This window comes from Streptomyces phyllanthi, assembly GCF_009377205.1.
In the GTDB taxonomy this organism is placed as follows: domain Bacteria; phylum Actinomycetota; class Actinomycetes; order Streptomycetales; family Streptomycetaceae; genus Streptomyces; species Streptomyces phyllanthi.
The window spans coordinates 1-20,008 of record NZ_VJZE01000136.1; the positions used below are offsets into that span (position 1 = coordinate 1).

Sequence of the window (20,008 nt, forward strand, 5' to 3'; positions counted from 1 at the left end):
GGGCGGGCCGGGTGTGCACCACGTGCAGGGGTGCCGATCGGGTCGCGGCCGTGTCGAAGGCGAAGCCGAGGAGTTCGTCGGCCGGACGCTCCAGGTCCAGGCCGAGGACAACCGGCAGGTAGGCGGCGTGGTGCGGCGAGGTGCCGTCGACGACGGGCAGCCGTTCGTCCTCGGGCAGCTCGCCCGCACGCACCACCACGACGGGACGTTCGGCGCCGGCCGCGACGGCGAGGACGACCGAGCCGACGGGGAACCCCGCGAAGCCGGTGGAACCCCGTGAGCCGAGCACCAGTTCCTCCGCCTCCGCCGCCGCCTCGATCAGCGCCGTGACCGCAGGCGCCGCAGTACGGTCGGCGACGATGGGCAGCGCCGGGTGGGCGTACGCCAGCTGGATCGCGGCGCGGTCGAGCGTGCCGTCGGCCGGAAGGCCGGGGCCCGGTGGCGCCGTCGCGGACGCTTCGGCTGTGGACGGTTCGGATGCGTGCGGCCGGGCTGCGGGCTGTTCGGCCCCCGCGTGCAGCAGCCGCAGGGTGAGGTGGCGCCGTTCCGCCTCGCGGGCGGCCCAGTCGGCGGCGTCGAGGCTGGTGCGCGAGCCGTCGATGCCCGCGGTGACGGTGCGGGTGCCGGAGATCATGGCCCCTGCCTTTCCGGTGCCGGTGGCGCGGGGGCCCGGGTTTCGGGGTGATCCCACTGGGAACTCCGGCGGCAGAGGGGGACCGCGGGCACCGTCGCCCGGGACCCCGAGGCCCGCCGTACGCGGGTCACGGCGCCCGGCGGACGCCCGGTGAGGCCGCCGGGTACGGAAACGCTCGGGCGCCTCGCGAGCGGGTGCGCGTCGGGTGGGGCGGCGCGGCGCTGCGTCATGGGGCTCCTCCTCGGACACGTGCACGGTCCTCGGTACGCGGGTTCCACAGGGGGCGCGGATCAGTCGTACGGGGCCGCGGAAGGGGCACGCGCCGGTGGGCGCCGGCAGAGGGAGGTGGAGATGCGTACCCGAGTGCGTGGCTGGCGTTGGCGCGCCAATCCGCTGCGCCGCCGCTCGGACGTGGTCGAGGCGTGGGCCGCTCTCGTCACCACGGTCCTGCTCGTCGTCGGGGCGCCCCTGGCAGGGGTCGCCGCGGGTTCGTGGGCGCACGCGGCCGCGCGCTCCGAGGTGGCGGCGCAGCGGGCCGAGTTGCACCGGGTGCGTGGCGTGGTGGTGACCGACGCCCCGCCCGCGGCCCCCGCCGCGCGGGGCGACCGGCAGCCCACGCACCATGTGAGGGCACGCTGGACCGAATCCGGCGAGGACGCCCGGACCGGGGTGGCCCGGGTGCCTGCGGGCACCCGGCGCGGTGAGTTCACCGACGTCTGGCTGGACCCCCGCGGCCGTAGCGTCGACCCGCCCCTGACGGGCGCGGCGGTCGTGCAGCACGCGCTGGCGGTCGGAGCGTGCACCACGGGCGGAGCCGTCGCCGTCGTCCTCGCGGGGCGCCTCGCCGTACGCCGTGTGTTCCTCCGGCACCGCCTGGCCGAGTGGGAGCGGGAGTGGGCCCGCACGGGGCCCGAGTGGGCGCGCCGTTGGGCCTGAGCCGCCGAGGCGGCAGTCCTCAGGGGCGCGAGCCGGGCCTGAAGGACTCTGCGCGGACGCCGCGCGGAATCGGTGTTCGCGATCTTCACTTCATCCGAACTCGGCGTGCATAGAGAGCGGTTGTGAGGGATCACGACGCTCCGTAGGCTGTGGCTCACGCTGATCGCACCGGGGGCGCCGTCCGTGTTCTCGGAGCAGTCACCGATGCCCTGTCTTCGGATGTCCGACGCAGATATCCGGAGAGGTGCATTTTCCGTTCAGCGAGGCTGTTGATGCTCCAACGGCCGCACTGCAATACTCCTGTACTCCGTTCTCCCTTCCCCCACGGTTCGCAGGAAATCGCGGTTCCCGGCCTTGTCGGCGGCCCTTGCGGAACTTTTCCCGGCTCGGCGGAGTCACGTACGCGACATGAGGCAGCGAAGAAGGTGCTGATGTCCCAGAATCCACCGCTGCATGGTGGTTTTCCCTCACCTCCCCCCACAGGAATGGAACCCCCCGGCCCGCAGGCGATACATCACGACCCCGAATTCCATGCAATGCGCCGCGCCTATGGCTCCTTCGGCACGGTGGCAGTCCTTCTCGCGGCCGGTGGATTTCTGTCGTACGTGCTGCTGTCGAGTTTCGCTCCGGACCTGATGAACCTGCGGCTGGTCGGCCATCTGACCGTCGGACTGACCCTCGGACTCGCCCAGTTCGTCGTCATGGGCGTGGCGGCCTGGCGTTATACGCGGCACATGAGCAAGCGGATCGACCCGACCGTCCGCCGGCTGCGCGCCCAGCAGCGCCAGCGGGAACAGCAGCAGACCCGTGTCCCGGCCGGAAGGCGGTTCCGTACGTGGTGACGCAAGCGGCGGCCGTCGTCGACGACTTCAGCCTGCAGCTGACGCTTGTCCTGTTCATCACCGTCGTCGTGGTCACCCTGTTCACAGTGTTGCTGACGGCCCCGCAGCACGACGAGATCAGCGAGTTCTACCTCGGCAACCGCGACATGTCGCCGTTGCGCAACGGGCTCGCGATGTGCGGTGACTACCTGTCCGCCGCGACGCTGCTGGGCAGTACCGGACTGGTGGCGCTGACCGGGTACGACGGTCTCCTCCAACTGGGCGGCACGGTGGTCGCCTGGATGATGGTGCTGCTGTTGATCGCGGAACCCCTGCGGAACTCCGGCAAGTTCACCCTGGGCGACACCCTGGCACTACGGCTGCCGCGCGGACAGCGATCGGTCCGGCTGGCGCTCGCCCTGTGCACGCTGGTCGTGTGCCTCCTGTACCTGGTCGCCCAGCTCGTAGGCAGCGTCGCCCTGTTGACGCAGTTCATCGGCGACCCGAGCAGGACGGCCCGGGCGATGTGCGTGGTGGTCATCGGCACCATAGTCGTGGTGTACGCGGCGATCGGCGGTATGCCGGGTGCTACGACCATCCAGGTGGTCAAGGCCGTGATGCTGGTCGCCGGGGTGGGGATCACCGCCGTCATGGTGATGCAGCACTTCAGCTGGAACATCGACAGGCTCCTGTCCTCCGCCGCCGACAACAGCAACCTGGGCGACGAATTTCTCGGCCCCGGGCTGCGGTATGGCGGGACCACCGCCAACAAGCTGGACTTCTTCAGCCTGCAACTGGCCATCGTGCTCGGGCTCGCCGCGCTGCCGCACATCATGATGCGACTGCTCGCCCCGCGCACCACACAGGTCCTGCGCGGCTCGGTGGTGTGGGCCGTGGGACTGGTCGGCTTCGTCTGCCTGATGGCGGGCGTGCTGGGCCTGGGTGCCACGGCGATCGTGGGCCGGGAGCAGATCGCGGAGGTCGACCCCAGGGGTGACGCGGCGATCCTCCTGCTCGCGCACCAGCTCGGCGGCGCCGTGCTCGAGGCGCTCCTGTCCAGCCTGGCCTTCATCACGCTGCTCGGCGTGGCCGGCGGGCTCACGCTCGCCGCGGCCTCCTCGCTCGCCCACGACCTCTGGAGCGAAGTGATCCGCAAGGGGAAGGCGAAACAGACGGAGGAGCTGGCCGTCGCCCGGCTCGCCGCGGTCGTCATCGGCGTCCTGGGCATGATGCTGGCCCTGCTGTCGTGGGGGACGAGCACGGCCACGCTGGCGTTCCTGGCGTTCGCGATCGCCGCGTCCGCCATCCTGCCGACGATCGTCTACAGCTTCTTCTGGCGCGGCTTCACCGGGCGTGGCGCGCTGCTCAGCCTGTACGGCGGACTGCTGTGCTCGGTGCTGCTCGTGGTGTTCTCCCCGATCATCTCCTCGCACCCCACCTCGGTGTACCCGGACGCGGACTTCGCCTGGTTCCCGCTGCAGAACCCCGGCATCGTGTCCATCCCGGCGGGCTTCCTGCTGGGCTGGCTCGGCTCCCTGGCGGGCGGGCGCGAGGAGCCCGCCGCGGCCGCGACAGGCACTTCGGCGTTCGACGAGTTCCAGGTCCGCGCCCTGGTCGGCACCGACCAGGGCTGAGACGTCGGGCCGGGGACGGCCGCGGGGCCGGGTGTCCGGAAGGGACTGCCCGGCTCTGGCGGCGCACGGCGGGCGCACGTACGGTGTGATCATCCGCATCCATGACCTCCGAGGTGGACATACATGGCCCTGTTCGACCTGCCCCTGGACGAGCTTCGCGGTTATCGAAGCGCTTCAACGGAACCCGGGGACTTCGACGCGTTCTGGGCGAAAACGCTCCAGGAGGCCCGCGAACACGACCTCGACGCCCACTTCGAACCGGTCGAGACGCATCTGAAGACGGTCAAGGTCCACGACGTCACGTTCGCCGGGTTCGGCGGGCACCCGGTGAAGGGCTGGCTGATCCTGCCGGCCTGGGCGGACACCCCGCGTCCCACGGTGGTCGAGTTCATCGGGTACGGCGGCGGCCGGGGCCTGCCCCACACCCATCTGCTGTGGGCGTCGGCGGGCTTCGCGCACTTCGTCATGGACACCCGGGGCCAGGGCAGCGCCTGGGGCGGAGGCGGTGACACACCGGACCCGGTGGGCGGCGCCCCCGCGTACCCCGGCTTCATGACCCGTGGCGTCGACGCCCCCGAGAACTACTACTACCGGCGGGTGTTCACGGACGCCGTACGGGCCGTGGAGGCGGCCCGCTCCCACCCGCTGGCCGACGCGGCGAGGACGGCGGTCGTCGGCTCCAGCCAGGGCGGCGGCATCAGCATCGCCGTCGGCGGTCTGGTGCCCGACCTGGCCGCGGTCGCTCCGGACGTGCCGTTCCTGTGCGACTTCCCGCGCGCGACGACGCTGACGGACCGCGACCCGTACCGGGAGATCGGCAACTACCTCAAGACCCATCGCGGTCGCTCGGAGCAGGTCCAGCGCACGCTCGCCTACTTCGACGGGGTCCACTTCGCCGCGCGCGGCCGGGCACCCGCCCTGTTCTCGGCGGCCCTGGAGGACCAGACGTGCCCGCCCTCGACGGTCTTCGCGGCCTTCAACGCCTGGGCACACGACGACCGTCGCATCGAGGTCTACGAGTTCAACGACCACGAGGGCGGCGGCCCGTTCCAGGAAGCGGCCAAGCTGGAGTGGCTGGCCGCGCGCCTCTGAGGGACACGGGGACCACATGCAGACGGCCGAGGCCGCCCGGCGCTTCGTCCGGGTCTGGGAGCGGGCGTGGGCGGCACACGACGTCGACGCCCTGCTCGAGTTGTACGCGGAGGACTGCGTCCACCGCTCGATGCCCTTCCGCGCGCCGCACCGGGGGCGCGCGGAACTCGCGGCCTACCTCCGCTGGTCGTTCACCGGCGAGCGCGTGGCCGACGTCCGCTTCGGTCCGCCCGTGATCGGGCAGGACGGCCTCGCCGTCGCCGAGTTCCGGGTGCTGGCCGAGGACACCGAGGAGGACGGCCGGCCGTCGACGCTCGCCGGCTGCGTCTTCGTACGGTTCGACGCGGAGGGGCTGGCCGTGGAGTCCCGTGACTACTGGCACACGGTCACGGGCCACCAGGAGCCGGCCGGGCCGTTGTTCATCGGCTAGCCCGGAGGGCAGACACCTTCCCTCCTGTCCGACCAGTCGGTATGTTCGGGTGGCCCGGAGTCGCCTCCGGGTCTCCCGCGCGACGTACGACGGAGGGCTCATGTCCCAGGTTCACGGCTACTGCGACCCACGGTTCGAGGCGGTGCGCACCGCGTTCGAGGACAACTTCCAAGGCCGCGGCGAGCTGGGCGCGGCGGTGGCCGTGACGCTCGGCGGCGAGACCGTGGTGGACCTGTGGGGCGGCTGGGCCGACGCGGCGCGCACCCGGCCGTGGGAGCGGGAGACCCTGGTCAACGTGTGGTCGACGTCCAAGGGGCCGACCTCGCTGTGCGCGCACGTCCTCGCCGACCGCGGGCTGCTCGACCTGGACGCGCCGGTGGCCGCGTACTGGCCGGAGTTCGCCGCGGCGGGCAAGGAGCGTGTGCTCGTACGGCATCTGCTGTCGCACCGCTCGGGTCTGTCCGGGCCGCGTGAGCCGCACTCGTTCGAGCAGCTCTGCGACTGGGAGCTGACCGTCGGGCGCCTCGCGGCCCAGGAGCCGTGGTGGGAGCCGGGAACGGAGTCCGGGTACCACGCGTTCACGTTCGGATTCCTGGTGGGTGAGGTGGTCCGGCGGATCACGGGGCTGCTGCCGGGGGCGTTCCTGGAGCGGGAGGTGACCGGGCCGCTCGGGATCGACTTCACGATCGGGCTGCCGGAGAAAGAGTCCGGCCGGGTGGCGGAGCTGGTGCACCCACCGGTCGCCGACGCCAGTGAACAGGCCGCGGTCTTCGCCCAGTTGTCGCCCGCCGCGATCGCCGCCCTCGCCAACCCGATGGTCGGAGCCGCCGAGGCCAACACATCGCGGTGGCGGGCCGCGGAAATCCCGGCCGCCAACGGGCACGGCACGGCACGGGCGGTCGCCTCGCTGTACGGGATCCTCGCCGGGCGCGGGTCGTGGGGCGGGCACCGGGTGCTGTCGCCGGAGGCGGCGGAGCGGGTGCGCGAGGGGCAGGGTGCCTGCCGTGACCTGGTGCTCGGCGCCGGGCTCGGGCGCGATACGGAGATCGGGCTCGGGCTGTGGCTCAGCGGCCCCGGCGGCTCGTACGGGCCCAACCCGAGGGCGTTCGGCCACGACGGCTACGGCGGCTCCTGCGGTCTCGCCGACCCCGAGGCGGGGGTCTCGCTCGGCTACGTCATGAACCGTATGGGCCCGCACATCGCCGACGACCCACGGAAGACGGCACTCGTGGAGGCGCTGTACAGCGCGCTGTGAGGGGGCGCTGCCCGGCCGGCATGGTGGCCCCGACCGAGATCTCCCGGCTGCGGCTGGACGACGCGGCGTTGGCCTATCTGTCCGCCTGCGGTACCGGTCTGGGCGGACACCGGCTGCCGAGCGAGGCACTGCACGTCGGCGCCGTGTTCCACCTCGCCGGTTTCTCCGATGTGGTCGCCTCCCTCTGGCCGCTCGCGGACGCCTTCGCCGTACGTGCCGCGAAGGAGTTCTACCGCGACGCCGCGGCACCCGGCCATCCCGGGGCGCTGGCCCTGCACACGGCCCTGCACGCCCTGCGGGATCCCATGAACCCGAGCGTGTGGGCGGGGTTGATGCACATCGGCCGGGGCTGACGATCCGGCACGGCGTCCGCCGCACGGACACGCACGGCGAGTCGCCGAAGAAGAAGCCGTACAGCGCCCAGTGGCCGAACCTCAGCGGGGTTGCGCCCCACACGGAGCGGCCGACCGCCCGGCCGGAGATGTGCCGCCGACGGTACCTGCCGCTTCGTGCCGGCCGTTCGCCCTCGGGCCGGGACCAACCGGGTCCGAACACAAAGGCGAGAGCCGCTATGATCTCCGCGGCAAGGCTGTAGCGCAGAGGTCGTCGCGCCCAAGCAACAAGCTGGAGGACGTCGGTTCGAATCCGACCAGTCTTGCCGCCCTTGTCGTGGAGGAAAGTCGATTGGCGTCGGTTCGTCCTGGGCGGGCGGAGGGCGATGCCGCTCTCGGTGAGCCGGGCACCGGCGATGGACCGCTGGAGTGGTGATGACGCAGCCGACACCCGTACGCTGCCCCGCGATCGAGCATCCGGACATCCCGATCAGCGATCCCGCCGGTCTGGAGCCGTTGCTCGACCGGCTGCGGTCCGGGCAGCCGGTCGAGGACGACGAGACGTTCCTGCTCGGTACCGTGCGCGCGGACGGGCGTATCGACCTGTGCAAGCAGGGCCTCGGAGCGGTCGGCGCCACCCGGCTGATGCCCGTCGCCGCCGCCTCTCCGCACGCCGCGCATGTCCTGCTGGGCACCAACGCCATCGGGGACGAGGGAGCCTGCGCGGTCGCCGACGCGCTTGTCGACGGCCATGGCCTGCACACGCTCTACCTCGGCTGCAACCGCATCGGCCCGGAGGGCGTCACCGCGCTCGCCGACGCGCTGACGACGGACGGCGCCGTCCGTGCCCTGTGGCTCAAGCGCAACCCGGTGGGCGACGACGGCGCCCGGGCACTCGCCGCGATGCTCCGCCGCAACACCACGCTGCGCACCCTCGACCTGGTCAACACCGGTCTGACCACCGACGGTCTGCGGGCCCTGTTCGACGCCCTCACCAGCCGGCCCAGCCCGGTGGAGCGCCTCTTCCTCGGCGGCAACGGCCTGACTGCCGACGCCGCCCCGCTGCTGGCGGCGCTGATCCGTGAGGCGGGTGTGCGCGAGCTGTACCTCTCTGCCAACCACCTCGGAGACGAAGGCGCCGCGATCCTCGCCGCCGCGGCCGACCCCGCACGGCCGGTGCGCCTCGGCCTCGGCGGCAACGGGATCGGCCCCGTCGGTGCCCGGGCCCTCGCCGGCTCCCTCGGAGGGATCGAGGCACTCGACCTGGGCCGGCCACCGTCGGAACGCAGCCTCCACGCCCCCGCCAACACCACCGGCGACGAAGGCGCCCACGCGCTGGCCGCCGCCCTGCCGGGCAGCCCACTGCGCCGACTGGAGTTGCGGCACACCGGCCTGACCGGCCGGGGCGCGAAGACACTGCTGGCAGCGGTGCCCGACAACTCGCCCCTGGAGTACGTCGGTCTGGGGCCCGGCCTGCCCCGCAAGGTGAAGCGGTCCTTCACCCGGCGTCTGAGGCCCGTCGGCAGGACGCATCCCGACATGCGCGCGATAGGGAGTGTCTACCGTTGAGCTCTCGTAGCGAACTCCGCTGCTTCCGCCCGGACGAGGCGGCAAGCCGACGTCGGATCCGTCGGTACGCGGTGCCCCGCTGGATAATCGAGCGTGCGACCGAGTGCCGTGTGGCCGGTGACTGGCGCGGTGCCTGCGCGGCGGCGAACGTCGACGTCACCTTCGACCTGTCCGATGTCGCCGACCGCTGCGGCAACGACGTCGCCGCGGCCCTGGAGGACGACCTCCGCCACTTCGCCCCCGACCTGCTGCGCTGGCACCTGCCGCGCATGCTCGGCGGGCGGACCACGCTCGCCACGGACACGACGGTCGTCCTCGCGCGCCACCACCCGAAGGCACCGGACGAGGGCCGCCGGGCCACCCCGTACCTGCACATCACCACTCCTGCGATGATCGACGGACCGCAGCGGATCGCCCTGCGCTTCGGGACGGTCACGGACGAGCGGGCCCCAGGCGTCTTCGGGCGGACCACGCAGGACTGGCGGTCCGCGCGACACCTGTGGGACGCACGGCACGCCGCCGAACTGCGTGAACGGTGCGGTGGCGGCACGGAGAGGCCACCGTTCTTCCACGCCGACGCCACCCCACGCGGCACGGACGAACTGCCGGCGGCCGATCCCGGCGACGGCGACCCGGCGGCGCGGGCCGAGTGGGCCACGCTGCTGCACCAGAACGGCGAGACACACGCAGCCTTCGCCGCCGCCCGCATCGAGCTGGACCTGACACCCCCGCAGAAGTCGGGCTGGTACCGCGCGGACCCGGAGGGGCTCCTGGGCGGGATCGCGCTCAACCACACCCGCCTGGAGCCGGAAATCCGCCGGCAGACGGCCGAGGGCGTGGCCGACCGCTTCCTCATCGCCGCGCACTGGCGGACCTTCGTCCTGCTGGAGCCCACGGACACCGGCGGGCTGCTGACGCGAGCCGTCGACCGGGACGACGTCAAGGGCGAGCCCTTCCTCGCCGAGGCCCTGTGGCGCAGGCTCCCCGACCTCGACCTGATGCGCGTCGGGGGCCTCGCGCCAGAGCATCTGCATCCGCTCGTCCGCGAGGCTCTGTTCCCGGCCCTCCAGGTCCCGGAAGGCCCGGTCGGCCCGCCGCGGCCGACGGCTCCCGCACCCGTGCGGGTCAGGTGCCGCGGGGAATGGCACGAGGTGGCCTTCCGGCCCGGCGGCCTGCTGCACGTGCCGCACAGCGACGAGGAACAGCAGCGCGAACGCGCCATGCGGGCCTTCGGCGGTGCCGTCGCCGGATGCTTCGCCGTGGAGCAGACGTGGACCTCCGGAGAAGGCCGCCTGCCGAAGGCGCTGCGGGCGCAACGCCACGACCTGTTCCTGCGTGCCCAGCACGGTGACACCCCCGGCGTGCTGGAGCTCCTGGACGCGGGTGTGGATCCCCGCGTGCGGGACGCCTCCGGGCGCACCTTGCTCCACGTACTGAACCTTCTCGACCATGAGGCGCTGCTGCCGCGGCTGCTGGCGGAGGGGCTGGACCTCGAGGCCCGTGACCGGAGGGAGCGTACGCCGCTGTTCGTGGCGGTCAACGACCTCGGTTCGAAGGCACTGGTGGAGGCGCTCGTCGCCGCCGGGGCGCGGCTCGACGTGATCGACCAGTCCGAGTTGTCGCTCGCCCAGCTCGTCCGCCGGTACAAGCGGCCCGACCTGGCCTTCCTCCGGGAACGCGTCCAGGAGGAGCATCCAGGCGTCGGCGCCGACTGGTGGGACGAATGGCTTGACGAGCAGGAGCAGTACTCCGAGGACAACCCCGACGACGAGGAAGAGCTGCCCTTTTGAGCACCGACCGTACCGCCCCTGCCGCGCCGTCCGGCCCGCTGGCGGCCGCGGACGACCTCAACCGCAGGCTGCGCACACGACGGACCGAGCCCGCCGCGAACCCCCAGCTGGAGGCGCTCGCCCTCGCCGTGACGGCCAATCAGCCCGTGCTGCTGTGGGGAGAGCCGGGCATCGGCAAGTCGGCCGGCCTGGAGCAGCTCGCCGCCGGGCTCGGCCTGCCGCTGGAGACGGTCATCGCCAGCGTGCACGAGCCCTCCGACTTCGCCGGACTGCCCGTCGTCGGTGACGACCCGGCCGTGACCGGTGTGCCGATGGCCCCGCCCGACTGGGCGGTCCGTCTCGCCCGGGCCGGGCAGGGCCTGCTCTTCTTCGACGAGCTGTCCTCCGCACCGCCGGCCGTGCAGGCGGCGCTGCTGCGGGTGGTGCTCGAACGACGGGTCGGCAGCCTGGTCCTGCCGGAGGCGGTGCGTATCGTCGCCGCCGCGAACCCGCCTTCCAGCGCGGCGGACGGCTGGCATCTCAGCCCACCGCTCGCCAACCGGTTCGTCCACCTCGAGTGGACCCACGACCCCCGGACGGTTGCCCGCGGCATGGCCGGCACCTGGCCGGAGGTGACCGTGCCCGTCGTCGATGCCGCCAAGGTGCCCGGTGCGGTCGCACGGGCCCGCGGCGCGATCTCCGGTTTCCTCACGGCCCGGCCCGGCCTGGTCCACCACATCCCCGGTGACGCCGAGAGCCGGGGCCGGTCCTGGCCGTCTCCTCGGACCTGGGAGATGGCACTCAAGCTGCTCGCTGCCGGATACGCGGCCGGCGCCGGCCGCGAGGCGCTGGCCGCCGCGCTCACCGGCGCTGTCGGGGACGGCGCGGGCATCGAGCTGCTGTCGTATCTCGAACACCTCGATCTGCCCGACCCCGACCGTGTCCTCGCCGATCCGGACGCCTTCGCCCTGCCCGAACGCGGCGACCGGCAGCTGGCGTTCCTCATCGCGGTGGTCGCCGCCATCCAGAGCGACCTCACCCGGCCCCGGTGGGAGGCGGGCTGGGCGGTGCTGGCGAAGGCCGTGGACGCGGGCGTACCGGACGTGGCCGCCCGGGCCGCCACGGACCTCGCGGCGATGCGGCACCTCGACTGGCCGGTACCGCCCGGCATCGACGGGTTCCTGGACCTGCTGCGGATGTCCGGTGCGCTGTCCGGCCGCAGCCGGTGAGGTGTGCGGGGATGACGGAGGATTCCCGCCGCGACCTGGACATGACCAAACTGCTCGCTGCCCGTTACCGGGCGGCGAGCGACCGGCCGTACCTTGCGTCGGCGTTGTACGCCCTGACCGTCGTTCCGAGTACAGAGGTCCGGACGATGGGGGTGGACCGGCACTGGCGCTGCTATGTGTCCCCTGCCTTCGTCGACGCGACGCCGGTGCCCGAGCTCGCGGGCGTCTGGGTGCACGAGGCGGCGCACCTGCTGCGCGACCACCACGGCCGGGCCGACCGGCTCCCCGCCGCCGCCCAGCGCGACTGGCACCGCGTCAACGTCGCCCAGGACTGCGAGATCAACGACGACCTACTCGCTGACGGCCTGCGCCTGCCCGACGGGCGTATGGAGCCCCGCCTCTTCGGCCTCCCCGAGGGCCAGTTGTTCGAGGTGTACCTCGACCGGCTGCCGCCGCACGTGCGGGCGCCGGACTGCGGATCGGGCGCCCACGGCCGGCCCGCCCCCTGGGAACTCCCCGAGTCCGCCGGCCCCGCGCGGCTCGGCGAGGTCGAGGCGCAGGCCCTGCGGCGGCAGACCGCCGAGGCGATGCGCGCCCATCAGCGCGCCCGTGGCACCCTGCCCGCGGGCTGGCAGCGCTGGGCCGAGGAGGTCCTGGAACCCACGGTGGACTGGCGGCGGGCGCTGTCCGGCGCGGTCCGGGAAGCCGCCGCATGGGCCGGCGGAGCCGTCGACTACACCTATCGCCGCCCCTCGCGCCGTACCCCGGCGCTGCGCGGCGTCGTCCTGCCGAGCCTGCGCCGCCCGCTGCCGCGGGTGGCCGTCGTCATCGACACCTCCGGTTCGATGGGTGACGCCGAACTGGCCGCCGCCCTCGCGGAGGTGACGGGCGTCCTGCGCGAGGTGGGTGTACGGGGTAATCGCGTGACCGTGCTCGCGTGCGACGCCGACGTGCACGCCGTGTCCCGCGTGGTGGCCACCGAGCAGATCACGCTCGGCGGCGGTGGCGGCACGGACATGCGCGTCGGCATCGCGGCAGCGCTCGCGACGCGGGACCGCCCGAGCATCGTCGTCGTCCTCACCGACGGACTCACCCCCTGGCCCGAGGAGAACCCACCCTGCCGCGTCATCGCGGCTTTGATCGGCTCCGCCGCGTCACAGCCCCCGAACTGGGTGGAGACCGTACGCATTCCCACCTGACGCCGGGAGCCCGACGTACCCCGGCGGTCATCGCCGGTTCCGGCTCCCCCGACAGGGGCACCGACAACGCTCAGGGCCACGAGCCGGGTTCCGCTTGCCGGCTCCGCTGCACCACGCGGCGGTCCGCCATGTCCATGCAGGACGCAACGCACAGCAGAAGCGCCTCGGCCCGTGGAGCGAGGCACACCCGGCTGCCACACGCCGAGCGCGCGACCCCCATATGCCACATACCTTTCTTTCCTGAACATGTCTGAACATGATTCTCGGAAAGGACCGCACTCATGGGTACCTTCGCGACCTCCGACGGCACGGAGATCTTCTACAAGGACTGGGGCAGCGGGCAACCGGTCGTCTTCAGTCATGGCTGGCCGCTCAACGCCGACGCCTGGGACAGGCAGGCGCGGCTGGTCGCCGAGCACGGCTTCCGGACGATCGCGCACGACCGGCGCGGGCACGGCCGCTCCGCGCAGCCGTGGCGGGGCAACCACATGGACCGGTACGCCGACGACCTGGCCGAGCTCATCGAGGCGCTCAACCTCAGCGACGTGATCCTCGTGGGCCACTCGACCGGCGGCGGCGAGGTGGTCCGCTACATGGGCCGGCACGGGACGGCGCGGGTGGCCAAGGCGGTGCTGCTGGGCGCGGTGCCCCCGCTGATGCTGAAGACCGACGGCAACCCCGAGGGCACACCGGTCGAGGCGTTCGACGCCATCCGCGCGGGCGTCGAGTCGGACCGCTCGCAGTTCTACCGGGAGCTCAGCGCGGCCTTCTACGGCGCGAACCGGGTGGGCGCGACGGTCTCGCAGGGCAAGCTCGACGAGTTCTGGCTGCAGAGCATGCAGTGCGGGCTGAAGGGGGCGTACGACTGCGTCGAGCAGTTCTCCGAGAACGACTTCACCGAGGACCTGGCCCGCGTCGACGTGCCCGTGCTCGTCGCGCACGGTGATGACGACCAGATCGTGCCCATCGCGGCCTCGGCCCTCAAGACGGCACAGCTCGTCAAGGACGCCACGCTCAAGGTCTACCCGGGCGCCCCGCACGGTCTGACGGGCGACTTCGAACAGGCTTTCAATGCCGACCTTCTCGACTTCATCAGGACCTGACCCTGACCCCGTGCGCAGAAGCCACCTTCGTCAGCCGCCGACCGCCGCCGTGCCCAACGGTGGCAACCGCCGCCGCCCGCGCAGCGCCTGGCGGCCAGGCCCGACTCGGGGTGGACTCGTCCCACGGGGCGATGTCCCACCGAGGGCGGATGTCCCACCTAGGGCGCCGGACAAGGTGGTATCCCTGACCAAGTCGGCGGAGAGAGCGACACGTTGACGCCCGCTGGGCGAACAGGCAGGCCCGGCGCGGTCGCGCCGGAGGTCAGCCCGAAGCCGGGGCGTCGGCTCGGCGGGTCGCCACGAGCATGCGGCAGCGCGGGCTTCCGTCGGGGCGCCGTCCGAACTCGGACAGCGGGTACAGGTCGACGTCGAACCCCGCCCGGACCAGCTCGCGCCGTACGTCACCGAGCCGGAACGCCCTGTAGTACATGACGAACGGCGGCCGCCAGACCGCGTTGCGCACCCGCATCGCCGCGTCGAAGCCCAGCAGCGCCCAGTACCAGGGAGAGCTCGGCGGCGCGGGCGCCGGCAGCGGGAACGCGAAGCGTCCGCCCGGCCGCAGCACGGAGTGGACCTGCGCGAAAAGGCCCGGCAGCTCGCGCGGCAGGAAGTGCCCGAACGCCCCGAAGCTCACGACCAGGTCGAAGACCGGGCCGAAGGGCAGGGCGCGGGCGTCACCGCGCACCCACCCGACCCGCGGTCCGGCAAGGCGCGGCTCCCCGGGAGCCCGCTCCCTCCCCACGGCCAGCATCCCCGCGCTGATGTCGACCCCGGTCACGCTCTCCCGGCACACCGCGCGCAGGACGTCCATTCCCGCGCCCGTGCCGCAGCACAGATCGAGCCCGTGGTCGAAGGGCCCCGTCGCGCACAGCGCCCGCTCCACCGCTTCGAGGACCGGGGCGGGCGTACGGAACGGAGTGTGATCGAACTTGGGCGCGAGCAGGTCGTATCCGCGCTCCACGGAAGAGAGCGCCTGCACAGCCAGCTCTCGGAGGCTGGGACCTTGCGAAGTGAACATCGACTTCAGCTTACGGGCAGCGCCCGGCACGCGTGGTCACCTATCGTCACAGCATGACCTCGTTCCGTCCCGCCCCCTCCTGGCTGGCAGACGCCGTCTTCTACCAGATCTACCCGCAGTCGTACGCCGACTCAGGCGGCGACGGCATCGGCGACTTCAACGGGATCACCGGGCACCTCGACCACCTGGCCTGGCTGGGCGTCAACGCCGTCTGGCTCAATCCGTGCTTCGTCTCGCCGTTCCGCGACGCCGGGTACGACGTCTCCGACTATCTGAACGTCGCACCCCGCTACGGCTCCAACGACGAGCTCGGCAAACTCGTCGACGAGGCCGGCCGCCACGGCATCCGCGTCCTGCTGGACCTGGTCGCCGGCCACACCTCCGACGAGCACCCGTGGTTCACGGCGTCCGCCGACGACCCGGACGACCACCGCTACATCTGGGCGCCCGAGGGCCGCCCCGACGGGTTCGTCCCCTCCCCCGGCAGCCGCCCGGGCTCGTACCTCCCGAACTTCTTCGACTCCCAGCCCGCCCTCAACTTCGGCTACGCGCGCGAGAACCCGGCCGAGCCGTGGCGCCAGTCCGTGGACGCCGAGGGCCCGCGTGCCAACCGTGAGGCCCTCCGCTCGGTCATGGACCACTGGCTGCGTCTGGGCGTTGCCGGTTTCCGCGTCGACATGGCCTCGTCCCTCGTCAAGGACGACCCGGGCCGGCGGGAGACCTCCAGGCTCTGGTCCGAGCTGCGCGACTGGCTGGACACCGCCCATCCGGGGGCCGTGCTGCTGTCGGAGTGGGGAGAGCCCGAGGTGTCGGTACCGGCGGGCTTCCACGTGGACTTCTTCCTCCAGTTCGGCGGCCCCACCGACGGCCTCGCCATGCGCTCGCTGTGGAGCAACGGCGAGGGCACGGTCGACGAGAACTGGGACCCGCTCGACTGCTTCTTCGACCCGAGCGGCAGGGGTTCGCCCCGTCCGTTCCTGGATGCCTGGCGGCAGGCCTCCACCGCCACCCGTGGCAGCGGGTTCGTCTCCCTGCCCACCGCGAACCACGACTTCTCCCGCCTCAACTGCGGCCCGCGCACCGCCGAGCAGCTCCCCGCCGCCTTCGCCTTCCAGCTCACCTGGCCGACCCTCCCGGCGATCTACTACGGCGACGAGATCGGCATGCGCTATGCCGACGGTCTGCCCGACAAGGAGGGCAGCGTTCTCGGCCCCCGCTACAACCGCGCGGGTTCGCGCACACCGATGCAGTGGGACGACACCGAGAACGCCGGTTTCTCCACGGCGCCCGCCGACCAGCTGTACCTGCCGGTCGACCCGGCCCCGGACCGCCCCACCGTCGCCGCCCAGCGGTCCGACGAGACCTCCCTCCTCCACTTCGTACGCCGCCTCGTCCGCCTGCGCACCACCACACCCGAACTCGGCTCCGACGGCTCGGTGGAGGTGCTGCACGCGGGCTACCCGTTCGTGTACGTACGGGGCGGGCGGTACTTGGTGGTGGTCAACCCGCAGCGGAACGAGACGAGCTGCGCGTACGCCTCCGGCAGCGCCCGGCCGCTGGAGGTGTCGGGCGTGGAGCTCGACGGCGGCACGATCACCGCCCGGGGCTTCGGGTACGGGATCTTCGACCTCGGACACCAGGGGGCCGCGCTCAGGCGGGAGTGATCATCAGGTCGCCCGTACGGCGAGGACGTCGTGCTGTGGCTCGCCGAGCACCACCTTGAGGGCGCCGGTGTCGGCGGCGCGGGCGAACACGTCGTAGCCCTCCTCCATGAAGTCCAGCGGGAAGGCGTGGGTGACCAGCGGCGAGGTGGGCAGCCGGCCGGCGGCCGCCATCCGCAGGAGGGTGGGGGTGGAGTAGGTGTCCACGAGACCCGTGGTGATCGTCAGGTTCCTGCTCCACAGCTCCTCCAGGTGCAGGGTCGCGGGCTTCCCGTGCACGCCCACGTTGGCCACGTGCCCGCCGGGCCGCACCACGCGCGTGCACAGCTCGAAGGTCTCCGGTGTGCCGACCGCCTCGATGACCACGTCGGCGCCCAGCCCGTCGGTGAGGTCCTCGATCAGCTGCTCGGGGCCTTCGCGGGCGTCGGCCACGGCATCGGCGCCGAGCCCCTTGGCGGCGTCGAGGCGTGTGGCCGCCATGTCCACGGCGACGACCCGCTCGGGCGCGTACAGCTGGGCCGTGGCGATGGCCGCGAGGCCGACGGGGCCCGTGCCGACGACGGCGACGGTGTCTCCGGGCTGCACCCGCCCGTTGAGCACGCCCACCTCGTAGCCGGTGGGGAAGATGTCCGCCAGCAGCACCGCGTCCTTGCCGTCCAGCGCACCCGGCAGTGTGTGCACGGACAGGTCGGCGTACGGAACGCGGACGTACTCGGCCTGCGTGCCGTCGATCAGGTGGCCCAGGATCCAGCCCCCGCCTCCCCGGCACTGGCCGTAGGTCCGCTCCCAGCAGTAGCGGCAGCGGCCGCAGGCGGTGATGCAGGAGACCAGGACCCGGTCCCCCGGCCGCACGGCGTGCACCTCGCGGCCCGCCTCGACGATCTCGCCGACCGCCTCGTGCCCCAGCACCGTCCCCGGCTCCACCTCGGGCACGTGGCCCTTGAGGATGTGCAGATCCGTCCCGCAGACGGTGACCGCTTCGACGCGCACGATCGCGTCGGTGGGGTCCTTGATCCCAGGGTCCGGAACGCTCTCCCAGGAGGCCTGTCCGGGGCCGTGGAAGACGAAGCCCTTCATGACGATCCCCACCTTCCCAGATCCGTTGTACCTAGCTCCATCAAACGCACAAAGCTGACTTAGGGCACTTTTTGCATGGGTGAGGTGAGCCCGGATACCCGTTCTTCCATGGCACGGACGATGAAACGGCACGGGAAGCACGGCGAGGCAGTGCGGGACAGCCGCGCCGGGCCGGACGAGCAGGCGGAGCGGCGTGCGCCGGACGAGCCGTCCGACCTGCCCCGACAGTCCTGGCGAGCGGTGCTCAAGGGCACCTTCAAGGAGTTCAAGGACGACGAGCTCACCGACCGGGCCGCGGCACTGACCTACTACGGGGTGCTCTCGCTGTTCCCCGCCCTGCTGGTGCTCGTGTCGCTCCTCGGGATCGTCGGCCGGTCGGCCAGCCAGCAGGTGCTGGACAACATCCAGACCTTCGCGCCGGGCGCCGCGCGGGATGTCATCGGCAGCGCGGTGGAGCAGTTGCAGGGCAACGCCGGGACCGGATCGGTCATGGCGGTCGTGGGCCTGGTCCTCGCCGTGTGGTCGGCCTCCGGTTACGTCGCGGCGTTCATCCGCACGTCCAACGCCGTCTACGACATCCCCGAGGGCCGTCCGGTGTGGAAGGTGCTGCCGATCCGCGTCGGTGTCACGGTGGTCCTGATGGTCCTCACCATGATCAGTGCGGTGATCGTGGTGTTCACCGGTGCGCTGGCCCGCCAGGTCGGCGGTGCGCTGGGTATCGGCGACACGGCGCTGACGGTGTGGTCGATCGTGAAGTGGCCGGTCCTCGCGCTCCTGGTCACGATCATGATCGCGATCCTGTACTGGGCGACGCCCAACGCGCGGGTCCGCGGCTTCCGCTGGATCACGCCGGGGAGTCTTCTGGCTCTGGTGATCTGGATGATCGCCTCGGCGGGGTTCGCGCTGTACGTGGCGAACTTCGGCTCGTACAACAGGACCTATGGCACCTTCGCCGGCGTGATCGTCTTCCTGCTGTGGCTGTGGATCACCAATCTGGCCATCCTGCTCGGCCTGGAGTTCGACGCCGAGCTGGCCCGCCAGCGCGCCGTCGCGGGCGGTCACCCGGCCGACGAGGAACCGTACGTCGAGCCGCGCGACACCCGGGCGTGGGACGAGGAGGACCGGCGACGGCTCGGTTCCTGAGCGCGCTCCCGAACCGCGTGACGAGGAGGCCGGGGTGCCCGGCCTCCTCGTCACGCGGTTCGGGACCGGCCCGTGCACTGCTCAGAGGCGCACCGGAAGCGCCCGTACGCTGTTCCCCACGAAGCCGGTGTGACGGGGGAGTTGCCTCTCGGGAAGGGCCAGGTCGAGGTCGGGGAAGCGGGTGAACAGCCGCTCCAGTGCGATCGTGGCCTCCAGGCGCGCCAGTGGGGCACCGAGGCAGTAGTGGGCGCCGTGCCCGAGCGAGAGGTGCCGTACGGCTCCGTGCCGCCCGGGCCGCGTCACGTCGAACCGGTCGGCGTCCGGGCCGTGCACGGCCGTGTCCCGCCCCGCCGCGGAGTAACCGGCCAGCACGGGCGTCCCCTTGGGGATGACGGTCCCGTCGACCGTCAGGTCCGTGACGGGATAGCGGAAGGGGAAGTAGCTGACGGGCGCGTCCCAGCGCAGGGTCTCCTCGACGGCGTCCGTCCAGCTCGCCTTCCCCTCCCGTACGAGGTCGAGCTGGTCCCGGTGTCCGCAGAGCGCCCGTACGGCGTTGGTGATGAGGTTCAGGGTGGTCTCGTGCCCGGCGACGATCATCAGCAGCAGGGTGCCGATGAGTTCCTCCTGGCTGAGCCTGTCGCCGCCCTCGTCTCGGGCGGCGATGAGCGCGCCGGTCAGGTCGTCGCCGGGTCGTTCGGCCCGGTCCGCGGCGATCCGGGCCAGCAGGGACACGAGGTCGCGGTTGGCGGTGACGACCTGTTCGGGGGCGAGGTCCGTGGCCACGATCCGGTTCGACAAGTGGTGCAGCGCGTCCAGGTGTTCGGTCCCGACGCCGAGCAGCTGACCGATGACGCCCATGGGGAGCGGCAGCGCGAAGTGCCGGCGCAGATCGGCGACGCCGCCACCCTCCTCGGCCGCCGCCGCGAGGCCGTCGAGCAGCCGGACGGTCAGCTCCTCGATCCCGGGCCGCAGTTGTTCGACCCTGCGCGCCGTGAACGCCTTGCTCACCAGCGACCGCAGCCGCCGGTGGTCGTCGCCGTCGGCGGTGGTCATCCCCCGTACGGTCGCGAAGGTCAGCAGGGGCCATCCGGCGCCCACCCGTCCCT

General features: G+C 72.3%; 18 protein-coding genes and 1 tRNA gene. 15 read left to right on the forward strand and 4 right to left on the reverse strand.

Translation table 11 applies throughout. The features are described from left to right. Positions 1–634: universal stress protein (locus tag FNH04_RS20245; protein ID WP_152786240.1), on the reverse strand; the 634-nt coding region annotated here is incomplete at its 3' end. Between the two features lie 351 nt (positions 635–985). On the opposite strand from FNH04_RS20245, the gene FNH04_RS20250 reads away from it, so the two are divergent. From FNH04_RS20250 to FNH04_RS20310, 13 genes are all read left to right on the forward strand, one after another. Beyond that, positions 986–1,570 (forward strand): Rv1733c family protein, encoded by a 585-nt coding sequence (locus FNH04_RS20250; protein ID WP_152786242.1) that lies wholly within the window; start codon positions 986–988, stop codon positions 1,568–1,570. 485 nt (positions 1,571–2,055) lie between these two features. Continuing rightward, entirely contained in the window at positions 2,056–2,412 is a 357-nt protein-coding gene (locus FNH04_RS20255; protein WP_152786244.1) for a DUF485 domain-containing protein, read from the forward strand. Next, a complete protein-coding gene (locus FNH04_RS20260; RefSeq protein WP_194236746.1) occupies positions 2,406–4,025 on the forward strand; it encodes a solute symporter family protein in 1,620 nt (539 codons plus the stop codon). The genes FNH04_RS20255 and FNH04_RS20260 overlap by 7 nt, the downstream gene beginning before the upstream one ends. Before the next feature lie 123 nt (positions 4,026–4,148). Then, a complete protein-coding gene (locus FNH04_RS20265; protein ID WP_152786248.1) occupies positions 4,149–5,117 on the forward strand; it encodes an acetylxylan esterase in 969 nt (322 codons plus the stop codon). 16 nt (positions 5,118–5,133) lie between these two features. Continuing rightward, positions 5,134–5,547 carry a nuclear transport factor 2 family protein gene (locus FNH04_RS20270; protein ID WP_152786250.1) on the forward strand — a complete coding sequence of 138 codons (414 nt, stop codon included), beginning with the start codon at positions 5,134–5,136 and terminating at the stop codon, positions 5,545–5,547. A 100-nt stretch (positions 5,548–5,647) separates the two neighbouring features. After that, the gene (locus tag FNH04_RS20275) at positions 5,648–6,802 is read left to right on the forward strand and encodes a serine hydrolase domain-containing protein (RefSeq protein WP_152786252.1); all 1,155 of its coding nucleotides are present in this window, start codon (positions 5,648–5,650) and stop codon (positions 6,800–6,802) included. A 20-nt stretch (positions 6,803–6,822) separates the two neighbouring features. Beyond that, the gene (locus FNH04_RS20280; RefSeq protein WP_152786254.1) at positions 6,823–7,155 is read left to right on the forward strand and encodes a CHAT domain-containing protein; all 333 of its coding nucleotides are present in this window, start codon (positions 6,823–6,825) and stop codon (positions 7,153–7,155) included. A 232-nt stretch (positions 7,156–7,387) separates the two neighbouring features. Continuing rightward, positions 7,388–7,460: transfer RNA gene (locus tag FNH04_RS20285), tRNA-Cys, on the forward strand. Between the two features lie 109 nt (positions 7,461–7,569). Further along, entirely contained in the window at positions 7,570–8,703 is a 1,134-nt protein-coding gene (locus FNH04_RS20290; protein WP_152786256.1) for a leucine-rich repeat domain-containing protein, read from the forward strand. Next, on the forward strand, positions 8,700–10,493 hold the full coding sequence (locus FNH04_RS20295; RefSeq protein ID WP_152786258.1) for an ankyrin repeat domain-containing protein: 1,794 nt from the start codon (positions 8,700–8,702) through the stop codon (positions 10,491–10,493). Before FNH04_RS20290 ends, FNH04_RS20295 begins: the two co-directional genes overlap by 4 nt. Further along, on the forward strand, positions 10,490–11,701 hold the full coding sequence (locus tag FNH04_RS20300; RefSeq protein WP_152786260.1) for an AAA family ATPase: 1,212 nt from the start codon (positions 10,490–10,492) through the stop codon (positions 11,699–11,701). Before FNH04_RS20295 ends, FNH04_RS20300 begins: the two co-directional genes overlap by 4 nt. An 11-nt stretch (positions 11,702–11,712) precedes the next feature. Then, on the forward strand, positions 11,713–12,900 hold the full coding sequence (locus tag FNH04_RS20305; RefSeq protein WP_152786262.1) for a vWA domain-containing protein: 1,188 nt from the start codon (positions 11,713–11,715) through the stop codon (positions 12,898–12,900). Between the two features lie 281 nt (positions 12,901–13,181). After that, positions 13,182–14,003 (forward strand): alpha/beta fold hydrolase, encoded by an 822-nt coding sequence (locus FNH04_RS20310; RefSeq protein ID WP_152786264.1) that lies wholly within the window; start codon positions 13,182–13,184, stop codon positions 14,001–14,003. 262 nt (positions 14,004–14,265) lie between these two features. On the opposite strand, the gene FNH04_RS20315 is transcribed toward FNH04_RS20310, so the two are convergent. Continuing rightward, complete coding sequence (locus tag FNH04_RS20315) at positions 14,266–15,021, reverse strand: class I SAM-dependent methyltransferase (RefSeq protein WP_152786266.1); 756 nt, start codon at positions 15,019–15,021, stop codon at positions 14,266–14,268. 53 nt (positions 15,022–15,074) lie between these two features. Between FNH04_RS20315 and FNH04_RS20320 the strand changes: the two genes are divergently transcribed. Continuing rightward, positions 15,075–16,685, forward strand: a complete 1,611-nt coding sequence (locus FNH04_RS20320) for an alpha-amylase family glycosyl hydrolase (protein WP_152786268.1) — start codon at positions 15,075–15,077, stop codon at positions 16,683–16,685. Positions 16,686–16,688: 3 nt separating this feature from the next. Here FNH04_RS20320 and FNH04_RS20325 read toward each other — a convergent pair whose 3' ends face one another. Continuing rightward, positions 16,689–17,759, reverse strand: a complete 1,071-nt coding sequence (locus tag FNH04_RS20325) for a zinc-dependent alcohol dehydrogenase family protein (RefSeq protein WP_152786270.1) — start codon at positions 17,757–17,759, stop codon at positions 16,689–16,691. 108 nt (positions 17,760–17,867) lie between these two features. Here FNH04_RS20325 and FNH04_RS20330 point away from each other — a divergent pair, with 108 nt between their 5' ends. Next, complete coding sequence (locus FNH04_RS20330) at positions 17,868–18,902, forward strand: YihY/virulence factor BrkB family protein (RefSeq protein WP_152786272.1); 1,035 nt, start codon at positions 17,868–17,870, stop codon at positions 18,900–18,902. An 81-nt stretch (positions 18,903–18,983) separates the two neighbouring features. Here the strand turns inward: FNH04_RS20330 and FNH04_RS20335 are convergent. Then, positions 18,984–20,008 (reverse strand): cytochrome P450 family protein (locus FNH04_RS20335; protein ID WP_152786274.1); only part of this gene is annotated, 1,025 nt, incomplete at its 5' end.